We start from the raw sequence: 18,270 nt of genomic DNA, 5'->3' as shown, positions 1-18,270 counted from the left end.
GGTCGAGGTGCCAGCCCGTCCGCCGTGGAGTTTCAGCCCCTCCGGCGTTTGAGGAGCGGGGTCCGGGGCGGAGCCCCGAAACCAGCCCGTCCGGCGCTTGAGGACAAAGGGGGCCCGGGGCACAGCCCCGGTTTCGGGAAGGGGCGGGGCGGGGCGGGGACAAAGCCCCGCGCAGCGGCCACCCCCCCCGCCCCCCCAAGGTCACCGCACAGCGATGAACGCCTCCGCATCCCGACCCCCCCGCTCCCGAGGCACCCCCACCGCATGCCCCACGGCCACCGCCCCCAACGGATCCCAGGACGCCGGCAGCGAAAGCACCTCCCGCACCACCGACCGGCAGAACATCGTCGAGGACACCCACGCCGACCCCAACCGCTCACCCGCCAGCGCCACCAGGAAGTTCTGTACGCCCGCCCCGGCGGCGACCACGAACATCTCGCGCTCCGCCGTGTCGCGCCGCTCGTCCCCGTACGTATGGGAGCCGTCCATCACCAGACACGGCACCGCCAGATACGGCGCGTTGCGCAGGACATCGCCGCGCCGCACCCGCTTGGCGATCGACTCCTCGCTCTTGCCGTCGCGCCGCAGGTCCGCGATCCAGGCGTCCCGCATCGCGTCGAGCAGCCGGGTCCGGGACTCCGCCGACTCCAGCAGCACGAACCGCCACGGCGTCGTGTGATGAGGCGCGGGAGCGGTCACGGCGGCCGCGACCGCCCGCCGCACCGCCCCGGGATCCACCGGCTCGTCGCTGAACTCGCGCACCGTACGCCGCAGGGTCACCGCTTCGCGCACCGCCTCCGACGTCCCGAGCCGGAACATGTCGTCGGCCGCGTCGCGCACCATCGCCCGCGCCCCGGAATCGTCCAGGGGCGACACCACATGCGGCAACCCCCGCACCACAGCGACCGGCAGCCCCGCGGCCTTCCCCTTGACCAGGTCCCCGGCGGCGGCGAGCTCGTCCGCCGTGGCCACGACCGTGGCGCTGAGCGGATTGCCGTACGCGTCCGTCCCGCCCCGCAGATCGTCCAGTGCCCGCACCCCGGCCGCACCGATCGCGACATCGGTCAGCCCGTTGCGCCAGGGCCGCCCGAAGGTGTCGGTGACGACGACGCCGATCTCCACGCCGAGGGCGTCCCGCAGCCCGTCCCGGATCGCGCGGGCCGAGGCGTCGGGGTCCTCGGGCAGCAGGAGGACGGTCCCGGCGGGCGTGTTGGAGGCGTCGACCCCGGCGGCGGCCATGATCAACCCCTGCCGGTTCTCCACGATCCGCAGCGTTCCGCGCCGCGCCACGACCCGGACGGTCTCGGCGTCGATGGCGGCCTCGCGGTCGGCGGCCTGGACGATCCGGCCCTCCGCCTTGGAGACGATCTTCGAGGTGACGAGCAGGACGTCACCGTCGACGAGCCCGGGCTCGGCCCCGGCGATCAGCTTGGCGAGATCGTCCCCGGCGCGCACCTCGGGAATCCCGCCCAGGGCCCACACCCGAAACGAGGGCGCTTCACCGCCACCACGACCGGCCCCGAAGCCACCCGCGTCCACCCCCGAGCCACCCCCATGCACCTCGGAGCCACCCCCGTCGATTCCAGGGCCGCCCGCATGCACCCCCGAGCCACCCCCGTCGATTCCAGGGCCACCCGCGTCCACCCCCGAGCCACCCCCGTCGAGGCCGGAGTCACCGCTGCCGGCCCCCGAGCCGCCCCCCTCAGCCCCCGAGCCACCCCCGTCACCGGACACGCTCACGCCCGGACCTCCTCGGCCAGATCCAGCGCCTGCTGGGCCATCTCGGCGGTCGCGTCCACATTCGTCATCATCAGCGGCACCGCCCGGCACCGGATCCCGGCCGCCTCGACCTCGCCGACCGCACCCGCGTCCACCGTGTCGACCAGCCACCCGTCCAGCAGCCCCGACCCGTAGTGCTGGGCCACGGCCGCCGCCGTCGACTCGACGCCCACGGCCGCGAGGACCTTGTCCGCCATGCCGCGCACGGGCGCGTCCCCGACGATGGGGGAGAGGCCGACGACCGGCACCCCGGCCTCGGCGATCGCCTCCCGGATCCCGGGCACCGCGAGGATGGTGCCGATGGAGACCACCGGGTTCGACGGGGGGAAGACGATGACGTCGGCGGAGCCGATGGCCTCCAGGACGCCCGGCCCCGGTTTCGCCTGCTCCGCCCCGACCGGCACGATCGCCTGCGCCTCGACGGAGGCGCGCAGCTTCACCCAGTACTCCTGGAAGTGGATGGCCTTGCTCTCGCCGTCCATCTCGACGGCGACGTGCGTCTCGACCCGGTCGTCGGACATCGGCAGCAGCCGCACACCCGGCTGCCAGCGGGCACAGAGCGCCTCGGTGACCGCGCTGAGCGGATAGCCCGCGCCGAGCATCTGCGTACGGACGATGTGGGTCGCGAAGTCGCGGTCGCCGAGACCGAACCACCCGGGCCCCACTCCGTACGCCGCGAGCTCGTCCTTGACCTGGAAGGTCTCGTCGGTCCGCCCCCAGCCCTGCTCCTCGTTGATGCCACCGCCGAGGGTGTACATCACGGTGTCGAGGTCGGGGCAGACCTTCAGCCCGAACAGATGGATGTCGTCACCCGTGTTGCCGATGACCGTGATGTCCGCGTCGGGCGCGGCCTGCTTGAGGCCACGCAGAAAACGAGCACCACCGATACCGCCGGCCAGAACAACAATGCGCATGCACAGCAGTTTGTCAGGCGGGTACGACATCCACGGCCGCCGGGGCGCATTGCGCGGCGTGCATCGGCATCTCGGTCAGACCCGGGTAGTAGATGTGCAGACTGACGGCCGGTTCGAGCGAGTCGTTGACCACTTCGTGGACATAGCCGGGGGCGAAGGCGCGCTGGCCACCGGCGCCGAGCGTGTGGGTGCCGCGCTCGGTGTGCTCGGTCAACTCGCCTTCCAGGACGGTCAGTACGCCCGCGGAGCGGCCGTGGTCGTGGCGCCCGCTGCCCTGTCCGGGCACCCAGCTCAGCAGCCACACCTCATAAGCGAGTGGGGCCTCCCCTGCTCGAGCGGAGCCGGGAGCCTGGGGAACTGTCTGGAGCCGGTGGTACCAGCGGGTGGTGGCGTCGTACCGGACGAGTCCGGCCCAGCGCGCGCGGTCGGCGGCGATGGAACGGGCGAGTCCGACGAACTCGGAGAGGGTGGACGGGTGCTCGCGGGCGGGCTGGAGGAGGTGCTGGACCTCAAGGATGTCGCCGGCGATCTGAAGGTCGCTGTCGCTGTTCATGGGGTGCGGTGGTTCCTCGGCATGGGGGGTGCACGTGCGGGGGAGTCGCGATGAGCGTGTGCAGCTGTGGAAGGGCTGCGGTGGAGCAGGGGAGGAGAAGAGAAGAAAGCTGAATCAGAGCTGGAGCGCTACGGCATCAACAGCTGTGACAGCTGGAACAGCAACAGCGAGCCTGAACAGCGCTACGGAACCCACGAGTGTGGGTGACGTGCACGGCTGCGATCGCTGACATGAGCTCAAGGAGACCGGTTCCATCGCTCAGTGTCAACCCAATGCCCGATTTGGCGGCAATATCTCACCCCTTTCGGTTGTCGAGTGCGGAGAAAGGTTTGTGCACCGGCAAGTGCGGAGACATGGCGCATCACCCGTGTCGCTAAACGCGCCTGAAGGGCCGTGACCTGACTGTGATCTTGATCGCTCCAGTGATCGAATCGCAACGTGAGGAAGCGCCTGTTCGTCTTGATCAAGAGAAGGTGCGCTGAGAGCCGGGCCGGTGGCATATGTCAGGTTTTTGGTGATTTGAACACTTACCGCATACGCTTGGTTCCGCAGAGTGAATCCCTGGGCCAATAGCAGATCCTCGCTTGACTGGCCCGGAGATACACACTTGTAATTTCACTCGTGTCGTTCGGCCGAATCAGTAACGGCCGCATCACGGGACGCAAGAGACAGACGAGGGGCGCACATGACCGAGCTGTTCCAGCAACTGCTGGTCGAGGACGCGGACGAGGAACTCGGCTGGCAGGAGCGCGCACTGTGCGCCCAGACCGATCCCGAGTCCTTCTTTCCCGAGAAGGGCGGATCCACCCGCGAGGCGAAGAAGGTCTGTCTTGCCTGCGAGGTGCGCTCGGAGTGCCTCGAGTACGCCCTCGCCAACGACGAACGCTTCGGCATCTGGGGCGGCCTCTCCGAGAGAGAACGACGGCGCCTCAAGAAGGCAGCGATCTAGCCTCAGAAGAAGGCAGCGATCGAGCCTCCAGGTCAGAGGAAGGCACGGTCAGAAGAAGGCAGCGATCCAGCCTCAGCAAGGCAGCGCTACCAGAGGTGCCCCGCTGATCGGCTGATCGGCAGCACATCCGAGCACATCCCGGCGCCTCTCTCGATGAGATGCCTCCCCGCCCGGCCCCGGCAGCCCTTTCCCGAGCAGGGCTCCCCAGGACCACGCACGCCACCGGCGGCCCGCCGTCCATCGCCCCTCCCCGGGAAGCGGACGCCGGGCCGCCGGCATGTCCGCACCCTCCGCGCGCAGCTATCCACCCCTGCTCGCCCGGCAATCCACCCCCGCGCGCACGCCAATCCGCCTGCGCGCGCCCGGCTCGTCGACCCGCGCCCGCCCGCCCCCACCCCCGCGCGCACCCACGGCCTTCCCCCGCCCCATCACCCGCTCGGGGCCACCCCCACGTATCCGTACCGTTAGTGTGGGGCCCCGTCCGAGATGCGCCAACGCCCCGCCAGGGCGCGCGCGTACACCGATGCAGCCCCCGGGGACGCCCCCGGACCCGGCCGGAGGGCCCGTACCTCGATGTCCGTGCACAGCCACCCGGCGGCGCCGAACGCGGCCGCCGCCGCCCCAGAGTTCCCCCGGCACGTCGTCACCGCCGTGCTCGTCTCCCACGACGGAGCGCGCTGGCTGCCCGACGTGCTGGCCGGGCTGATCGGGCAGGAACGCCCCGTACAGAACGTCGTCGCCGCCGATACCGGCAGCGCCGACGACTCCGCCCGGCTGGTCACCGAGGCGCTCGGCGACGACCGTGTCCTGCACCTCGCCCGCCGTACGAGCTTCGGCACGGCCGTCGACGAGGCGGTCCGCAACGCCGGGGTGCTGACCCCCGACGACCTGCCCTACCTCAAGCGACCCGGCGGCTGGGACCCCGTCACCCGGGCCTGGGTCGACGAGAACTACGACCTGCCGGAGCTGCCGCACGGCGAACCGGTCCAGTGGCTCTGGCTGCTCCACGACGACTGCGCACCCGAGCCGGACGCGCTCGCCGAGATGCTGCGCGTGGTGGACGGCGACAAGTACGCGACGATCGTCGGGCCCAAGCTGCGCGGCTGGTACGACCGCAAGCAGCTCCTCGAAGTCGGCGTCTCCATCGCCAACAGCGGCCGCCGCTGGACCGGCCTGGACCGCCGCGAGCAGGACCAGGGCCAGCACGACCAGGTCCGTACGGTCCTCTCCGTCTCCTCCGCCGGCATGCTCATCCGCCGCGACGTCTACGAGGAGCTCGGCGGCTTCGACCGCAGCCTCCCGCTGATGCGCGACGACGTGGACCTGTGCTGGCGGGCCCACCTCGCCGGGCACCGGGTCCTGATCGCCCCGGACGCCGTCCTGCGGCACGCCGAGGCGTCCGCCCGCGAGCGCCGTCCCATCGACTGCGCCGGCCGCTCCGTCGCCGGTCCGCACCGCGTCGACAAGGCGGGCGCGGTCTACACGATGCTCGTCAACGCGCGCCTCCAGGTCCTGCCCTGGGTCCTGCTCCGGCTCGTCGTCGGCACCCTGCTCCGTACCCTCGCCTACCTCGTCGGCAAGGTCCCGGGACAGGCCCTCGACGAGGTCACCGGCCTCCTCGGCACCCTCCTGCGGCCGGGCCGCATCCTCGCCGCCCGCCGCGACCGGGGCAAGGGCGAGGTCGACGCCGCCGAACTGCGCGCCCTCTTCCCGCCGCCCGGCGCCACCGTCCGGGCCACCGTCGAACAGGTCGCCGGCAACTTCGGCAACCGGAACGAGGCCGAATCGAGCGGCTCGCGGCACGGAGCCGTCGAGTCCGGGCCCGGCGGCGACGACGCGGACTTCCTGGAGGTCGACCAGTTCGCGCGGCTCAAGAAGATCGGCCGCAAACCGGGCCCGGTCCTCTTCGTCCTGCTGCTCGTGGTCTCCCTCATCGCCTGCCGCAACCTGCTGACCGGCGGCTCCCTGGCGGGCGGGGCCCTGCTGCCCGCCCCCGAGGAGGCCGGCGAGCTCTGGCGGCGGTACGCGGACGCCTGGCACACCGTCTCCACCGGCTCCACCGACGCCGCCCCGCCCTACCTCGCGCTGCTCGCCGCCCTGTCGGCCCTCTTCCTCGGCTCCACCGGCTTCGCCGTCGCCGTGCTGCTGGTCTGCTCGGTCCCGCTGGCCGGGCTCACCGCGTACTTCGCCTCCCGCCCGCTGCTCCCGTCGCGCCTGCTGCGGGCCTGGGCGAGCGTCGCGTACGCCTTCCTGCCCGCCGCGACCGGAGCCCTGGCCACCGGCCGCCTCGGCACCGCCGTCCTGCTCGTCCTGCTCCCGCTGATCGCCCGCACCGCCGTCGCCGCCCACGGACTGCGGGGCGGCGGCGACCCGGACGCGGAGCGCGGCAGCTGGCGCGCGACCTGGGCGTACGCCCTGCTCCTCACCATCACGACCGCGTTCACCCCGGTCATCTGGCCCCTCGCCGTCGTCCTCGGCCTCGGCGTGCTCGCGCTGCGCCGCCACGACATCACGGCGTACGGGCTCCGCTTCCTCGCCGCGGTCGGCACCCCGATGCTGGCCCTGGCCCCCTGGTCGCTCACGCTCCTCACCAACCCCTCCGCCTTCCTGCACGAGGCCGGCCGGGACATGGGTACGGGGACGGCCTCGGCGCTCGACCTGCTCGGGATCAGCCCCGGCGGCCCGAACGCCGCGGGCGGTGTGCTGCTGCTCGGCATCGTGCTGGCCGCGCTCGCCGCCCTGCTGCGCGGCGAGCGGACGTTCGCCGTCCGCACCGCCTGGGCCGTCGCACTCGTCGCGCTGCTCGTCGCGGCGCTCGCCAACGGTTCGGCCTGGGCCGGACCCGCCACCCTCGTCTACGGCGCGGCGCTCATCGCCGCCGCGCTCGTCGGCGCGGACGGGGCGCGCGTCCGGGTCGCCGAGCAGAGCTTCGGCTGGCGTCAGCCCGTCGCGGCCCTGATCGCCCTGGCCGCCGCGCTCGCCCCGGCCCTGGCCGCGGTCGGCTGGATGATCGGCGGCGCGGACGGCCCCCTGGAGCGCCGCGACCCCGTCCAGGTGCCCGCGTTCGTGGCCGAGGAGAGCTCGACCCAGGACCAGGCGCGCACCCTGGTCCTCGGCGGCACATCGCCCGAGAACGTCCCGTACAGCCTGGTACGCGGCTCCGGCGCGCGCCTCGGCGACGGCGAGCTGACCGAGGCGGCGGGCGGCAACAGCCGGCTCGACAAGGTCGTCGCCAACCTGGTCGCGGGCTCCGGCGCCGACCAGGGCGGCCAGCTCAGCGGATTCGCCATCCGTTACGTCCTCGTACGCGACGGAGCACCGCGCCAGATGACCCGCGTCCTCGACACGACCCCCGGCCTCAGCCGCCTCAGCCAGCTGGACGGCAGCGCGCTGTGGCGGGTGGACCGCCAGGTCGCCCGCGTCATGATCGCCCCGGCCTCCGGCGAGGGCGACCACCTCCCCGTCGCCTCCGGGCCCGTCGAGGCCCACGCCGACATCCCGGCCGGCGACGCGGGCCGCGTCCTGCGCATCGCCGACGAGGCCGCCCCCGGCTGGCAGGCCACGCTCGACGGGAAGCCGCTGACCCGAAAGACCGTCGACGGCTGGGCCCAGGGCTTCGAACTGCCCGCGGACGGCGGCCGCCTCGACCTCACGTACGACGCCCCGTTCACGCACACCCTCTGGCTCTGGGCCCAGGGCGCGCTCGCCGTGGTCCTGGTGGTCATGGCCCTGCCGGGCCGCCGCCGGGAGATCGACGACGATCTGCCCGACGAGGCGCTCGCCGTGGCCGCCGACGCGGCGGACGGCGACGGCCGCCGCGCCCGCAGGCTCCGTGCGGCGGCCGAGGCGGAGGCGGCAGCGGCGGATGTGGATGCGGCGGCCACGGCGGAGGCGGAGGACCTGGGGAAGTACATCCCCGCCCAGCAGAGCGCCGACTCCCCGTACGCCGAGAGCCCCGCCGCGCACGCTCCCGCGCAGGCCGACTACGACCCGCAGGCCGCCACCGGGGGCTACGCGGCGCTTCCGGAGCAGCAGTACGGGGAGTGGGACGGCTCGCAGTACCGGAGCGCCGACCACCAGGCCGCCGCCCCGTACCAGCAGGGCGACTACGCCACGTACCAGCCGGACCCGTACACGCAGCAACACCAGCAGCACCAACACCAGCAGGATCACCAACACCAGCAGGAGCAGAACACCGGCTACTCCTCCGGCTACCCCGACCAAAGCGGCTACGGGACCCAGGACCCGTACGCGCAGCAGCAGTACCAGTCGGAGCAGCGGCAGTACGGCGGCGAGCGGGGAGACGCGGAGGGCAGCGACCAGTACGGCGGCTCCGGTCGGTACGGCGGCCCCGGCCAGTACGACGCGTACGGCCGCCACACCGGCGAGCAGCCCCCGTACGCCGACCCCGTCCGGCCCCCCGCCGACCACGACGAAGAGCCCGACATCCCGGCCCCGGGCCAGACCCCGTGGCAGACCCGTAACGCATCGCGAGGCGAGTCCGAGTGAAGTCCACCCACCTGTCCCTCATCGCGGGGGCCGTCGCCCTGGCCGCCATCACCGGCTTCGCCTCGCTCAACGAGCCCGGCGGCTCCGTCGCCGCCGGGGCGAAGGCCGCGTCCGCGCTGCCGGTCGAGCGGTCCAGCCTGGTCTGCCCCGCGCCCAGCGGTTCGGAGCTCGCGGAGACGCGGTACACCTCGTTCACCCCGGCGGGCAAGGGCGGCGACGCCGAGGGCGCCGCGGCCCTGAAGCCGGCGCTGGCGGTCCTCGACGACGAGGCCGAGACCGACCCGGCGAAGGCCAAGAAGGCGGAGGAGGCGGCGAAGAAGGCGAGAGCGAAGGCCGACAAGCCGTTCCTCGCCGTCAAGGAGCCCGGAAAGCCGGTCCTCGCCGAGGCGGACGGTTCGGGCGCCCCGGCCCTCGTCGGCACGGCCACCGGCCGGCTCGCCCCCGGCTGGGCCGCCCAGCAGACCACCAAGGTCACCGCAGGCGGTGCCCGGGGCCTCCTCGGGGTCAGCTGCACCGCCCCGGACACGAACTTCTGGTTCACCGGCGCGAGCACGGCGCGCTCCCGTCAGGACTACGTCCACCTCACCAACCCCGACGACACCGCGGCCGTGGCCGACATCGAACTGTTCGGCCCCAAGGGCGCGGTCGCGTCGGAGGTCGGCGACGGCATCACCGTGCCGGCCCGCTCCAGCGTGGCGCTCCTGCTCTCCACGCTCACCGACGAGACCGTCGACGACCTGACGGCCCACATCACGACCCGCTCCGGGCGGGTCGGCGCGGTGATCCTGACCGCCGACGACGGTTCGGGCAGCGACTGGCTCACGGCGTCCGCGGATCCCGCCGCCACTCTGGTGATGCCGGGCATCCCGGCCGACGCCACTTCCGTACAGCTCGTGGCGTTCGCGCCCGGTGACGACGACGCGGACGTGAAGGTGCAGCTGATGGGGAAGAACACGACGTTCTCCCCGGCGGGCAACGACAGCCTCCACGTCAAGTCCAGGATGACCGCGACGGTCGACCTCAAGGACGTCACCCGGGACGAGCCGGGCTCCCTGCGCCTGACCCCCGTGGACAAGAACCGGGCCACCCCGATCGTGGCCGGGCTGCGCGTGGTCCGGGGCACCGGCGACAAGCAGGAGATCGCCTACATCCCGGCCACCGCCCCGGTGGGCGCGCGGGCGAGCGTCACCGACAACCGGGCCAAGGGCTCCACGCTCTCCCTGGCCGCACCGGGCGCGACGGCCAAGGTGAAGGTCACGGTGTCGGCGGGCAGCGACGGCGGCGAACCGGCCGTCGAGACGTACACGGTCAAGGCCGGGACGACGATGGCCGTCGTCCCGAAGCCCCCGGCCGGGCTCAAGGGCACGTACGCGCTGACCGTCGAGACGGTGTCGGGGGGCCCGGTGCACGCGTCGCGGTCGCTCGTCCTGCCGGAGGGCGGCGTGCAGATGTTCACGGTGCAGACGCTGCCCGACGACGGCGGCACGGTGGCGGTTCCTTCGGCCGAGCAGGACCTTTCGGTACTGGACGACTGACCCGATTCCGATACGAGGACGGAGCGGGGGCTGAGCGACGGCGGAGCGGGGGCGGGCAGGTGGGCGAAAGGCCCCTAATCCTGCCCGTACCGAGGATCGACGGACTCCGGGGCGAGCCCGAGCAGTTCGGCGACCTGTTCGACGACGACCTCGTGGACCAGGAGGGCGCGCTCGTCGCGGGTCTTGGTGCGGATCTCGACGGGCCGCCGGTAGACGACGATCTGCGCGGGCCGCCCCTTGGCCGCCGACTCGGCGCTGCCCAGCGGAACGGTCTCCTCCAGGATCTCGGGCACGTCCAGGACGACGAAGTCGACCTCGGCCAGCTGCGGCCAGCGCCGCTCCAGACGCTCCACCGAGTCCTGGACCAAATCGCGGAAGACCTCGCCCCGACTGGCCGACAGCGGCACCTGGGGCGGTGCGACCGGCCCCCGCATACCGCGGCCATGACGGTCGCGACGCCGGGGCCGCGGCTCGGGAGGGTGGGGGGAAGGTACGGAGCTGTCCATCACCGACGCAGCGTAACGCTCCCGGGGGCGGACCGACCGTGACGAGGACACGGCCCACCGCCCGCCCGGCGGAGAGGACTTTCCGGCGACCCGAGGCCGGTACTTTCCGGAGACCCGGACCGGAACATTCGGGCGACCCGCGACTGGCAGTTTCCGGCAACTCGCGACTGGCACTTTCCGGCGACCTACGGCCGGAACATCGCAGCGACCGGCGACCGGCGACCGGCGACCGGCGACCGGCGACCGGCGACCCGCGCCCCGGACATCGCATCGCCCCACGGCCGGGCCATCTCAGCGCCCCGCGCCTCGCACCCCGCCCGCCGCGCCTCGCGGCCCGGACATCACAGCGACCCGAGGCCGGGCCATCACTGCGACCCGAGATCGGCCCATCGCAAGGATCCGAGACCGGAACATTCCGGATGTCCGCAGTTGAACATTCAGGCCAAGGTTGAGCCCTTTTCAGGCCCCTGATCCGATCACCGACGACGTCCCGGACGCCCCTGTCCGCTCCGGCGCACGACCGCCGCAGCCGCCCGGGCGCGCACGCGTTCCGGCCACGCCGCAGGTCAGGGCGGTGACCGGGACCGGGGGAGTGCCGAGGGCCACGGGGCGACACGGTGGGGTGAGCCGGGGGAGAGTCGTCGCAGCCCGCTCAAGAGTGCGGTACCGTCCAACATCGTGAGCCCTGTACGTCGCTGTTCGCGCACCGCGTGCGGCCGCCCTGCCGTCGCGACACTGACGTACGTCTATGCCGACTCGACTGCGGTCCTCGGCCCGCTCGCCACCTACGCCGAGCCCCACTGCTACGACCTCTGCGCCGAGCACAGTGAGCGGCTGACCGCACCACGCGGCTGGGAGGTGGTGCGCCTCTCCGACGGCTCCGCGCCCCCGCACCCCAGCGGCGACGACCTCGAAGCCCTGGCCAACGCGGTACGGGAAGCGGCCCGGCCGCACGACCGCGCGCCGGACGGCGGGGTCCGGGGCCCCCGTTCCGCGGACCCGGTGGAAGTGGCCCGCCGAGGGCACCTGAGGGTGCTGCGCTCCCCCGACTCCTGAGGATCCGTACGGCCGGGTAGTTTGGGCGTTCCGCAGAACCCCCAGGAGGACCGGCCGTGGTTGCTGACCTGTCGCAGCTCGTGAAGGCGTACGACGTACGTGGCGTGGTGCCCGACCAGTGGGACGAGGCGTTGGCCGAGCTGTTCGGAGCCGCGTTCGTCCAGGTCACAGAGGCCGACGCGATCGTGATCGGCCACGACATGCGCCCCACGTCGCCGGCTCTGTCCGGCGCCTTCGCCCGGGGCGCGGCGGCCCGGGGCGCGGACGTCACGCTCATCGGCCTCTGCTCGACGGACCAGCTGTACTACGCGTCGGGGGCGCTGAACCTGCCGGGCGCGATGTTCACGGCCTCGCACAACCCGGCGCAGTACAACGGCATCAAGATGTGCCGGGCCGGAGCGACGCCGGTGGGCCAGGACACCGGCCTGAAGGAGATCCGCACGCTGGTGGAACAGTGGTCGGAAGGCACCCCGCGGCCCCCGGCGTCCACCGCCCCCGGCACGATCACGGAACGGGACACCCTCACCGACTACGCGGCCCACCTCCTGGGCCTGGTCGACCTCAAGGCGATCCGCCCCCTGAAGGTCGTGGTCGACGCGGGCAACGGCATGGGGGGCCACACGGTCCCCACGGTGTTCCAGGGCCTCCCGCTCGACCTCGTACCCCTGTACTTCGACCTGGACGGCACGTTCCCGAACCACGAGGCCAACCCCCTCGACCCGAAGAACATCGTCGACCTCCAGGCCCGGGTCCTGGCCGAGGGCGCCGACCTCGGCCTGGCCTTCGACGGCGACGCGGACCGCTGCTTCGTGGTCGACGAACGGGGCGCGGGCGTCTCCCCCTCCGCGATCACCGCCCTGGTCGCCGCCCGCGAACTGGCCCGCAACGGCGGCGAGGGCATGGTCATCCACAACCTGATCACCTCCTGGTCGGTCCCCGAGGTGGTCCGAGAGAACGGCGGCACCCCGGTCCGCACCCGGGTCGGCCACTCCTTCATCAAGACGGAGATGGCGAAGCACGGCGCGATCTTCGGCGGCGAGCACTCGGCGCACTACTACTTCCGCGACTTCTGGAACGCCGATACGGGGATGCTCGCCGCCCTCCACGTCCTGGCGGCCCTGGGCGGCCAGGAGAAGCCGCTCTCGGAACTGGTCGCCGCGTACGACCGCTACGCGGGCTCCGGCGAGATCAACTCCACGGTCACCGACCAGACGGCGAGCCTGACCGCTGTGAGATCCGCCTACAGCACCCGCGACGACATCACCTTCGACGACCTGGACGGCCTGACGGTCACGTCCACGGACTGGTGGTTCAACCTCCGCGCCTCGAACACAGAACCCCTGCTGCGCCTGAACGTGGAGGCGAGGGACGAGCGAACGATGGAGACGGTACGGGACGAGGTGCTGTCCCTGATAAGGACCTGAGGGGCCCGGGACTCCGCTTCCGCCCGCTCCGCCGCCTTCGGCCTCTCCGGCCTTCCGGACCTTCCGGCTATTCCGCCCCTCCGCCCCTCCGCCCCTCCGCCCCCGCCAGCCTCTCCGGGCCGCTCTGGCTCCTTCACTACCTCCAGCCCCGCCGACCTTCCCTCAGCCCTTCCACCGCCCCAGCCTCCCTGGCCTCTCCGGCCCTCCACCACCCAAGCCCGCCCCGGCCCTCCACCGCCCCAGCTCCTCCGCCCCCTCCACTTGCCCCGGCCCCCCCAGCCCCTCCGGCGTTTGAGGAGCGGGGTCCGGGGCGGAGCCCCGAATCCTCAGCCCGTCCGGCGCTTGAGGACAAAGGGGGCCCGGGGCGCAGCCCCGGTTTCGGGAAGGGGCGGGTAGGGGAGAGGCCCGCCGCAGGCGCCCCACCCGCACCCCGCCCACCCCACGGCCACCCCCTCCGCAGCCACCGACCCCACCCCCGCACCCCCACCGCCCCATCCCCACCCCACCACCGCCCCATCCCCAGATCCCCACCCCCGGCCGGGCCGCGCCCCCGTCCCCCCAGCGGTAGGCTGACGACGCCTGATCCACGTGCATCAGAAGAAACACCGCTCGATCAGAAGAAACACCGCTCGAAGGGACCCACCCCATGCCGCTCGAAGCCGGCCTCCTGGAGATCCTGGCCTGCCCGGCCTGTCACTCCCCGCTCGACGACCGCACCGCGGCCGACAGCCCGGAGCTGGCCTGCACCGGCGCCGACTGCGGCCTGGCCTACCCGGTCCGCGACGACATCCCGGTCCTGCTCGTCGACGAGGCCCGCCGCCCCGCCTGACCGCGAGCGAAGCGCGTACGGGCACGTCCCGCGCCGCACCCCGGGCCAGACGGAACAGGGCGCGCCCCACCCACGGGCACCCGCGCCCCACCCCCGTACCAGCCCGGCAACCGCGCCGCCCCCCCCCCGCACCCGCAGCTCGCCGCCCGCACCCCACCCGGTGATCGGAGGCCCACCGCCATGCTCGACGAGTCCCTGCTCGACGCCCCGGAAGCCCTGGCCCGAGCCGACCGCCGCGACCTGCTGCGCGGCGCAGCCGAGGCGGGCGCCCGGGTCCGTACCGCCGCCCGGCACGCCGCCGAGGCAGGCATCGGCGGCCTCACCCCGGAGGGCCGCCCCCGCGCCGTCCTCGTCGCGGGCCCCGGCACCGCCGCATCCGGCGTCGCCGACCTGATCGGCGCGCTGGCGGGCGCGGCCGCCCCGGTGGCCCGGATCCACCCCACGGGCGTCGCCCCCGCGCCGGGAGCCCTGCGCTGGACCCTGCCCGGCTGGGCCGGTTCCGTGGACCTCCTCCTCATCGCGACCGCGGACGGCTCGGAACCGGGCCTCGCCCTCCTCGCCGAGCAGGCGTACCGCCGAGGCTGCACGGTGGTCGCCGTGGCCCCGACCCGCTCCCCGCTGCGGGAGGCGGTGGACGGCGTGCACGGCCTGGTCGTGCCGATGGCGGCCGCCCCGCACGGCGAGTACGACGCGGAGACCTCGGCGGCCGGCCCCGGCACCCTGTGGGCGCTGCTCACCCCGCTGCTGGCCCTGCTCGACCGGGTCGGCCTGGTGACGGCCCCCGCCGAGGAACTCCAGAAGGTGGCGGACCGCCTGGACCGCACCGCCGAACGCTGCGGCCCGACGATCGCCACGTACAGCAACCCGGCCAAGACGCTCGCCGCCGAACTGGCCGACAGCCTGCCGCTGCTGTGGACGGAGGGTGCGGCCGCCGGCCCGGTCGGCCGCCGCTTCGCCGCCGTACTCTCCGAGCTCGCCGGCCGCCCCGCCCTGGCCGCCGAACTCCCCGAGGCGCTGCCCTCGCACGGCACGCTGCTCGCGGGGGACTTCGCGGCGGGCGCGGACCCGGATGACTTCTTCCGCGACCGGGTGGACGAGGGGGAGACCCTGCGAGCCAGGGTGGTCCTGCTCCGGGACCGCCCCACGGGCGGCCTGAGCGCCTACCCGGCGGCCCGGGAGCTGGCGCTCGGCCACGACACACCCGTCAGCGAACTGGAACCGGACGAGGGCGGCGAGCTGGAGACCCTCGCCGAACTGCTCGCGATCACGGACTTCGCGGCGGTGTACCTGTCCTTGGCCGCAACCCCCACCTGAGGACGCATTCCGCACGGGTACGGGGACACGCCCCACACCGCACGGGTAGGGGACACGCCCCACACCACCACGCCCACCCGGGAACACTCCCCACCCCCTTGCACCCCAGCCCCACACCACCCCCAGCCCCACCCCACACCCCGCCCCCCGGCCTGCCCGCCCCACCCCGCCCCCGTACGACCCCGAGGACGACTCCATGGACCGGCTGTCCAACACCGTGCGCCCCTACGCCTGGGGCTCCACCACGGCCATCCCCGCCCTGCTCGGCACCACCCCCACCGGCGAACCGCAGGCCGAGATGTGGATGGGCGCCCACCCAGGAGCCCCATCCCGCATAACCCGCACCGGCACGACCACCGCCGCGAACACCCCCACTCCACACCCGGAACTCCCCCTGACCGAGGTCATCGCGGCCGACCCCGAAGGGGAACTGGGCGCGGCCACCGTCGCCAGGTTCGGCCCCCGCCTCCCCTTCCTCCTCAAGCTCCTCGCGGCCGGCGCGCCCCTCTCCCTCCAGGTCCACCCGAACCTGGACCAGGCGCGCAAGGGTTACGAGGACGAGGAGGCCCGGGGCGTTCCGGTCGACGCCCCCCACCGCACGTACAAGGACGCCAACCACAAGCCCGAACTCATCTGCGCCCTCACCCCCTTCGACGGCCTCTGCGGCTTCCGCAGGCCCACCGACGCGGCGGACACGATGGAGGCACTCGGCGTCGACTCCCTGAAGCCGTACGCAGACCTCCTGCGCGCCCACCCCGAGGAGGCCGCCCTGCGCGAGGTGCTCACGGCGATCCTCGGCGCGGACCCGGCGGAGATGGCCGACACCGTCGCCGAGGCGGCGGCCGCGTGCGAACGCCTCGGCGGCGCCCACACCCCGTACGCCCGCATCGCCCACCACTTCCCCGGCGACCCCGGCGTCCTCGCGGCGATGCTGCTGAACTACGTGCAACTCCAGCCCGGCGAGGCCCTGTTCCTCGGCGCCGGCGTCCCGCACGCCTACCTCGACGGCCTGGGCGTCGAGATCATGGCCAACTCGGACAACGTGCTGCGCTGCGGCCTCACCCCCAAGCACATCGACGTCCCCGAACTCCTGCGCATCGTCCGCTTCGAGGCCACCGAGCCCGGCGTACTGCGCCCCGAAGCGTCGCCGACCGGCGAGGAGCGGTACGAGACCCCCGTCGACGAGTTCGCGCTCTCCCGCTACACGCTCGCGCCCGGGGCCGCCCCCGCCGAACTGACCGCGCCCACCCCGCAGATCCTGCTCTGCACGGCTGGCACGGTCCGGGTCGGCGAACTCGACCTGAATCCGGGCCAGTCCGTCTACGTTTCGGCCGGCGAAGCGGTCGAAGCAGCAGGAGCGGGCACACTCTTCCGTGCCACGGTGGCGGCCTGACGTACGGTCCCTTCCCGTGGCTGCAACAATGTGCCGCCGTACCGCGGCGGCACCTGCCGCAACACCCAGGAAGGGACACCACGCACCTATGAGCGCGTCTGGCGGAACCAAGGCGATCGTGGCGGCACTCGTCGCCAACCTCTCGATCGCCGTGGCCAAATTCGTAGCGTTCCTCTTCAGTGGTTCCTCGTCGATGCTCGCGGAGAGCGTCCACTCGCTCGCCGACTCGGGCAACCAGGGCCTCCTGCTGCTCGGCGGCAAGAAGGCCAAACGCGAGGCCACTCCGCAGCACCCGTTCGGCTACGGGCGCGAGCGCTACATCTACGCGTTCCTCGTCTCCATCGTCCTCTTCTCGGTCGGTGGCATGTTCGCCGTCTACGAGGGCTACGAGAAGATCAAGGACCCGCACGAGATCACGGCCTGGTACTGGCCGGTCGGGGTACTGGTCTTCGCGATCATCGCCGAGATCTTCTCCTTCCGTACGGCGATCAAGGAGTCCAACCAGACGCGCGGCGACCGCTCCTGGACCGAGTTCGTCCGCCGCTCCAAGGCCCCGGAACTCCCGGTCGTCCTCCTGGAGGACCTCGGCGCGCTCGTCGGCCTGATCCTCGCCCTCGGCGGCGTCGGCCTCGCCCTCGCCACCGGCAACGGCGTCTGGGACGGCATCGGCACCCTCTGCATCGGCATCCTGCTGATCGTCATCGCGATCATCCTGGCCGCCGAGACGAAGTCCCTCCTGCTCGGTGAGTCCGCCGGCCTGGAAGAGGTCGAGAAGATCAAGGCGGCCGTGGTGGACGGCGACACCGTCACCGGCATCATCCACATGCGCACCCTCCACCTCGGCCCCGAGGAGCTGCTGGTCGCCGCCAAGATCGCGGTCCAGCACGACGACACCGCCGTCGAGATCGCCAACGCGATCAACGCCGCCGAGAACCGGATCCGCGAGGCCGTCCCGATCGCCCGGGTCATCTACCTGGAGCCGGACATCTTCAACGCGGAGGCAGCAGCGGCCGGCGCCAACCCCGGCAAGACACCTGGCGCCCCGGCCCGGCAGGACCCGGGGGCTCCGGGCGGCCCGAAGGATCTCGGCCACTGACCCACCGCACATCGGCCCCGATCGGCCCGGTGACCCCTCACACACGCCCGTCTCCACGAACGGGCTGGGGGTCACTGGGCCGTTCGGTGTAGATTCGGATACGGAACAGACGTCGCTGCTGATGGCGGTCGACCGGTCCGCGGACGCGAGCCGGGCGAGGGACAGAGGGCCTCCGACGGACTGCACTGCGAACGCGCTCGGGCATTCGTATGTCCGTCGCCGCAGAGTCAGCCCAGACAGCCCACCTCGACCCATCACGAGGAGCAGCCCCGTTATGACGACGGTCACCAACCGCCAGGACTTCAAGGTCGCCGACCTTTCTCTCGCCGCCTTCGGCCGTAAGGAGATCACTCTCGCCGAGCACGAGATGCCCGGCCTGATGTCGATCCGCAGGGAGTTCGCCGCCACCCAGC

Annotated in this window: 14 protein-coding genes; 10 read left to right on the top strand and 4 right to left on the bottom strand. The window is 73.0% G+C overall.

Annotated features, from left to right (window positions below; translation table 11 throughout):
* Positions 1 to 201: 201 nt before the first annotated feature.
* From ACLJPL_RS21440 to ACLJPL_RS21430, 3 genes are all read right to left on the bottom strand, one after another.
* Positions 202 to 1,539, bottom strand: a complete 1,338-nt coding sequence (locus ACLJPL_RS21440) for a coenzyme F420-0:L-glutamate ligase (protein WP_411082494.1) — start codon at positions 1,537 to 1,539, stop codon at positions 202 to 204.
* Between the two features lie 197 nt (positions 1,540 to 1,736).
* On the bottom strand, positions 1,737 to 2,693 hold the full coding sequence (gene cofD, locus ACLJPL_RS21435; RefSeq protein WP_411082493.1) for a 2-phospho-L-lactate transferase: 957 nt from the start codon (positions 2,691 to 2,693) through the stop codon (positions 1,737 to 1,739).
* A gap of 13 nt (positions 2,694 to 2,706) precedes the next feature.
* A complete protein-coding gene (locus tag ACLJPL_RS21430; protein ID WP_411082492.1) occupies positions 2,707 to 3,246 on the bottom strand; it encodes a cysteine dioxygenase in 540 nt (179 codons plus the stop codon).
* A gap of 685 nt (positions 3,247 to 3,931) precedes the next feature.
* Here ACLJPL_RS21430 and ACLJPL_RS21425 point away from each other — a divergent pair.
* The 3 genes from ACLJPL_RS21425 to ACLJPL_RS21415 all read left to right on the top strand — a co-directional run bounded on the left by ACLJPL_RS21425 (position 3,932) and on the right by ACLJPL_RS21415 (position 10,239).
* Positions 3,932 to 4,195 carry a WhiB family transcriptional regulator gene (locus ACLJPL_RS21425; RefSeq protein ID WP_014046372.1) on the top strand — a complete coding sequence of 88 codons (264 nt, stop codon included), beginning with the start codon at positions 3,932 to 3,934 and terminating at the stop codon, positions 4,193 to 4,195.
* 573 nt (positions 4,196 to 4,768) lie between these two features.
* Entirely contained in the window at positions 4,769 to 8,704 is a 3,936-nt protein-coding gene (locus ACLJPL_RS21420; RefSeq protein WP_411082491.1) for a glycosyltransferase family 2 protein, read from the top strand.
* Entirely contained in the window at positions 8,701 to 10,239 is a 1,539-nt protein-coding gene (locus tag ACLJPL_RS21415; protein WP_411082490.1) for a DUF5719 family protein, read from the top strand. The genes ACLJPL_RS21420 and ACLJPL_RS21415 overlap by 4 nt, the downstream gene beginning before the upstream one ends.
* 74 nt (positions 10,240 to 10,313) lie before the next feature.
* Here ACLJPL_RS21415 and ACLJPL_RS21410 read toward each other — a convergent pair whose 3' ends face one another.
* Positions 10,314 to 10,745, bottom strand: a complete 432-nt coding sequence (locus ACLJPL_RS21410) for a metallopeptidase family protein (RefSeq protein WP_411082489.1) — start codon at positions 10,743 to 10,745, stop codon at positions 10,314 to 10,316.
* Positions 10,746 to 11,423: 678 nt separating this feature from the next.
* Between ACLJPL_RS21410 and ACLJPL_RS21405 the strand changes: the two genes are divergently transcribed.
* The 7 genes from ACLJPL_RS21405 to ACLJPL_RS21375 all read left to right on the top strand — a co-directional run.
* Positions 11,424 to 11,801 (top strand): DUF3499 domain-containing protein, encoded by a 378-nt coding sequence (locus ACLJPL_RS21405; RefSeq protein ID WP_411082488.1) that lies wholly within the window; start codon positions 11,424 to 11,426, stop codon positions 11,799 to 11,801.
* Between the two features lie 56 nt (positions 11,802 to 11,857).
* Positions 11,858 to 13,225 carry a phosphomannomutase/phosphoglucomutase gene (locus ACLJPL_RS21400; protein ID WP_411082487.1) on the top strand — a complete coding sequence of 456 codons (1,368 nt, stop codon included), beginning with the start codon at positions 11,858 to 11,860 and terminating at the stop codon, positions 13,223 to 13,225.
* A 646-nt stretch (positions 13,226 to 13,871) separates the two neighbouring features.
* Positions 13,872 to 14,054 (top strand): Trm112 family protein, encoded by a 183-nt coding sequence (locus ACLJPL_RS21395; RefSeq protein WP_411082486.1) that lies wholly within the window; start codon positions 13,872 to 13,874, stop codon positions 14,052 to 14,054.
* Positions 14,055 to 14,234: 180 nt separating this feature from the next.
* On the top strand, positions 14,235 to 15,368 hold the full coding sequence (locus ACLJPL_RS21390) for an SIS domain-containing protein (RefSeq protein ID WP_411082485.1): 1,134 nt from the start codon (positions 14,235 to 14,237) through the stop codon (positions 15,366 to 15,368).
* A 196-nt stretch (positions 15,369 to 15,564) separates the two neighbouring features.
* Positions 15,565 to 16,761 (top strand): mannose-6-phosphate isomerase, class I, encoded by a 1,197-nt coding sequence (gene manA / locus ACLJPL_RS21385; protein ID WP_411082484.1) that lies wholly within the window; start codon positions 15,565 to 15,567, stop codon positions 16,759 to 16,761.
* 88 nt (positions 16,762 to 16,849) lie between these two features.
* The gene (locus ACLJPL_RS21380; protein ID WP_411082483.1) at positions 16,850 to 17,857 is read left to right on the top strand and encodes a cation diffusion facilitator family transporter; all 1,008 of its coding nucleotides are present in this window, start codon (positions 16,850 to 16,852) and stop codon (positions 17,855 to 17,857) included.
* 274 nt (positions 17,858 to 18,131) lie between these two features.
* Positions 18,132 to 18,270, top strand: a 139-nt coding sequence (locus ACLJPL_RS21375; RefSeq protein WP_411082747.1) for an adenosylhomocysteinase, incomplete at its 3' end; no start/stop codon positions are given.

It is taken from the genome of Streptomyces sp. cmx-18-6 (assembly GCF_046548915.1).
In the GTDB taxonomy this organism is placed as follows: domain Bacteria; phylum Actinomycetota; class Actinomycetes; order Streptomycetales; family Streptomycetaceae; genus Streptomyces.
The sequence above is the reverse complement of the archived record's forward strand: the minus strand, read 5'-3'. Positions and strand labels throughout refer to the sequence as shown.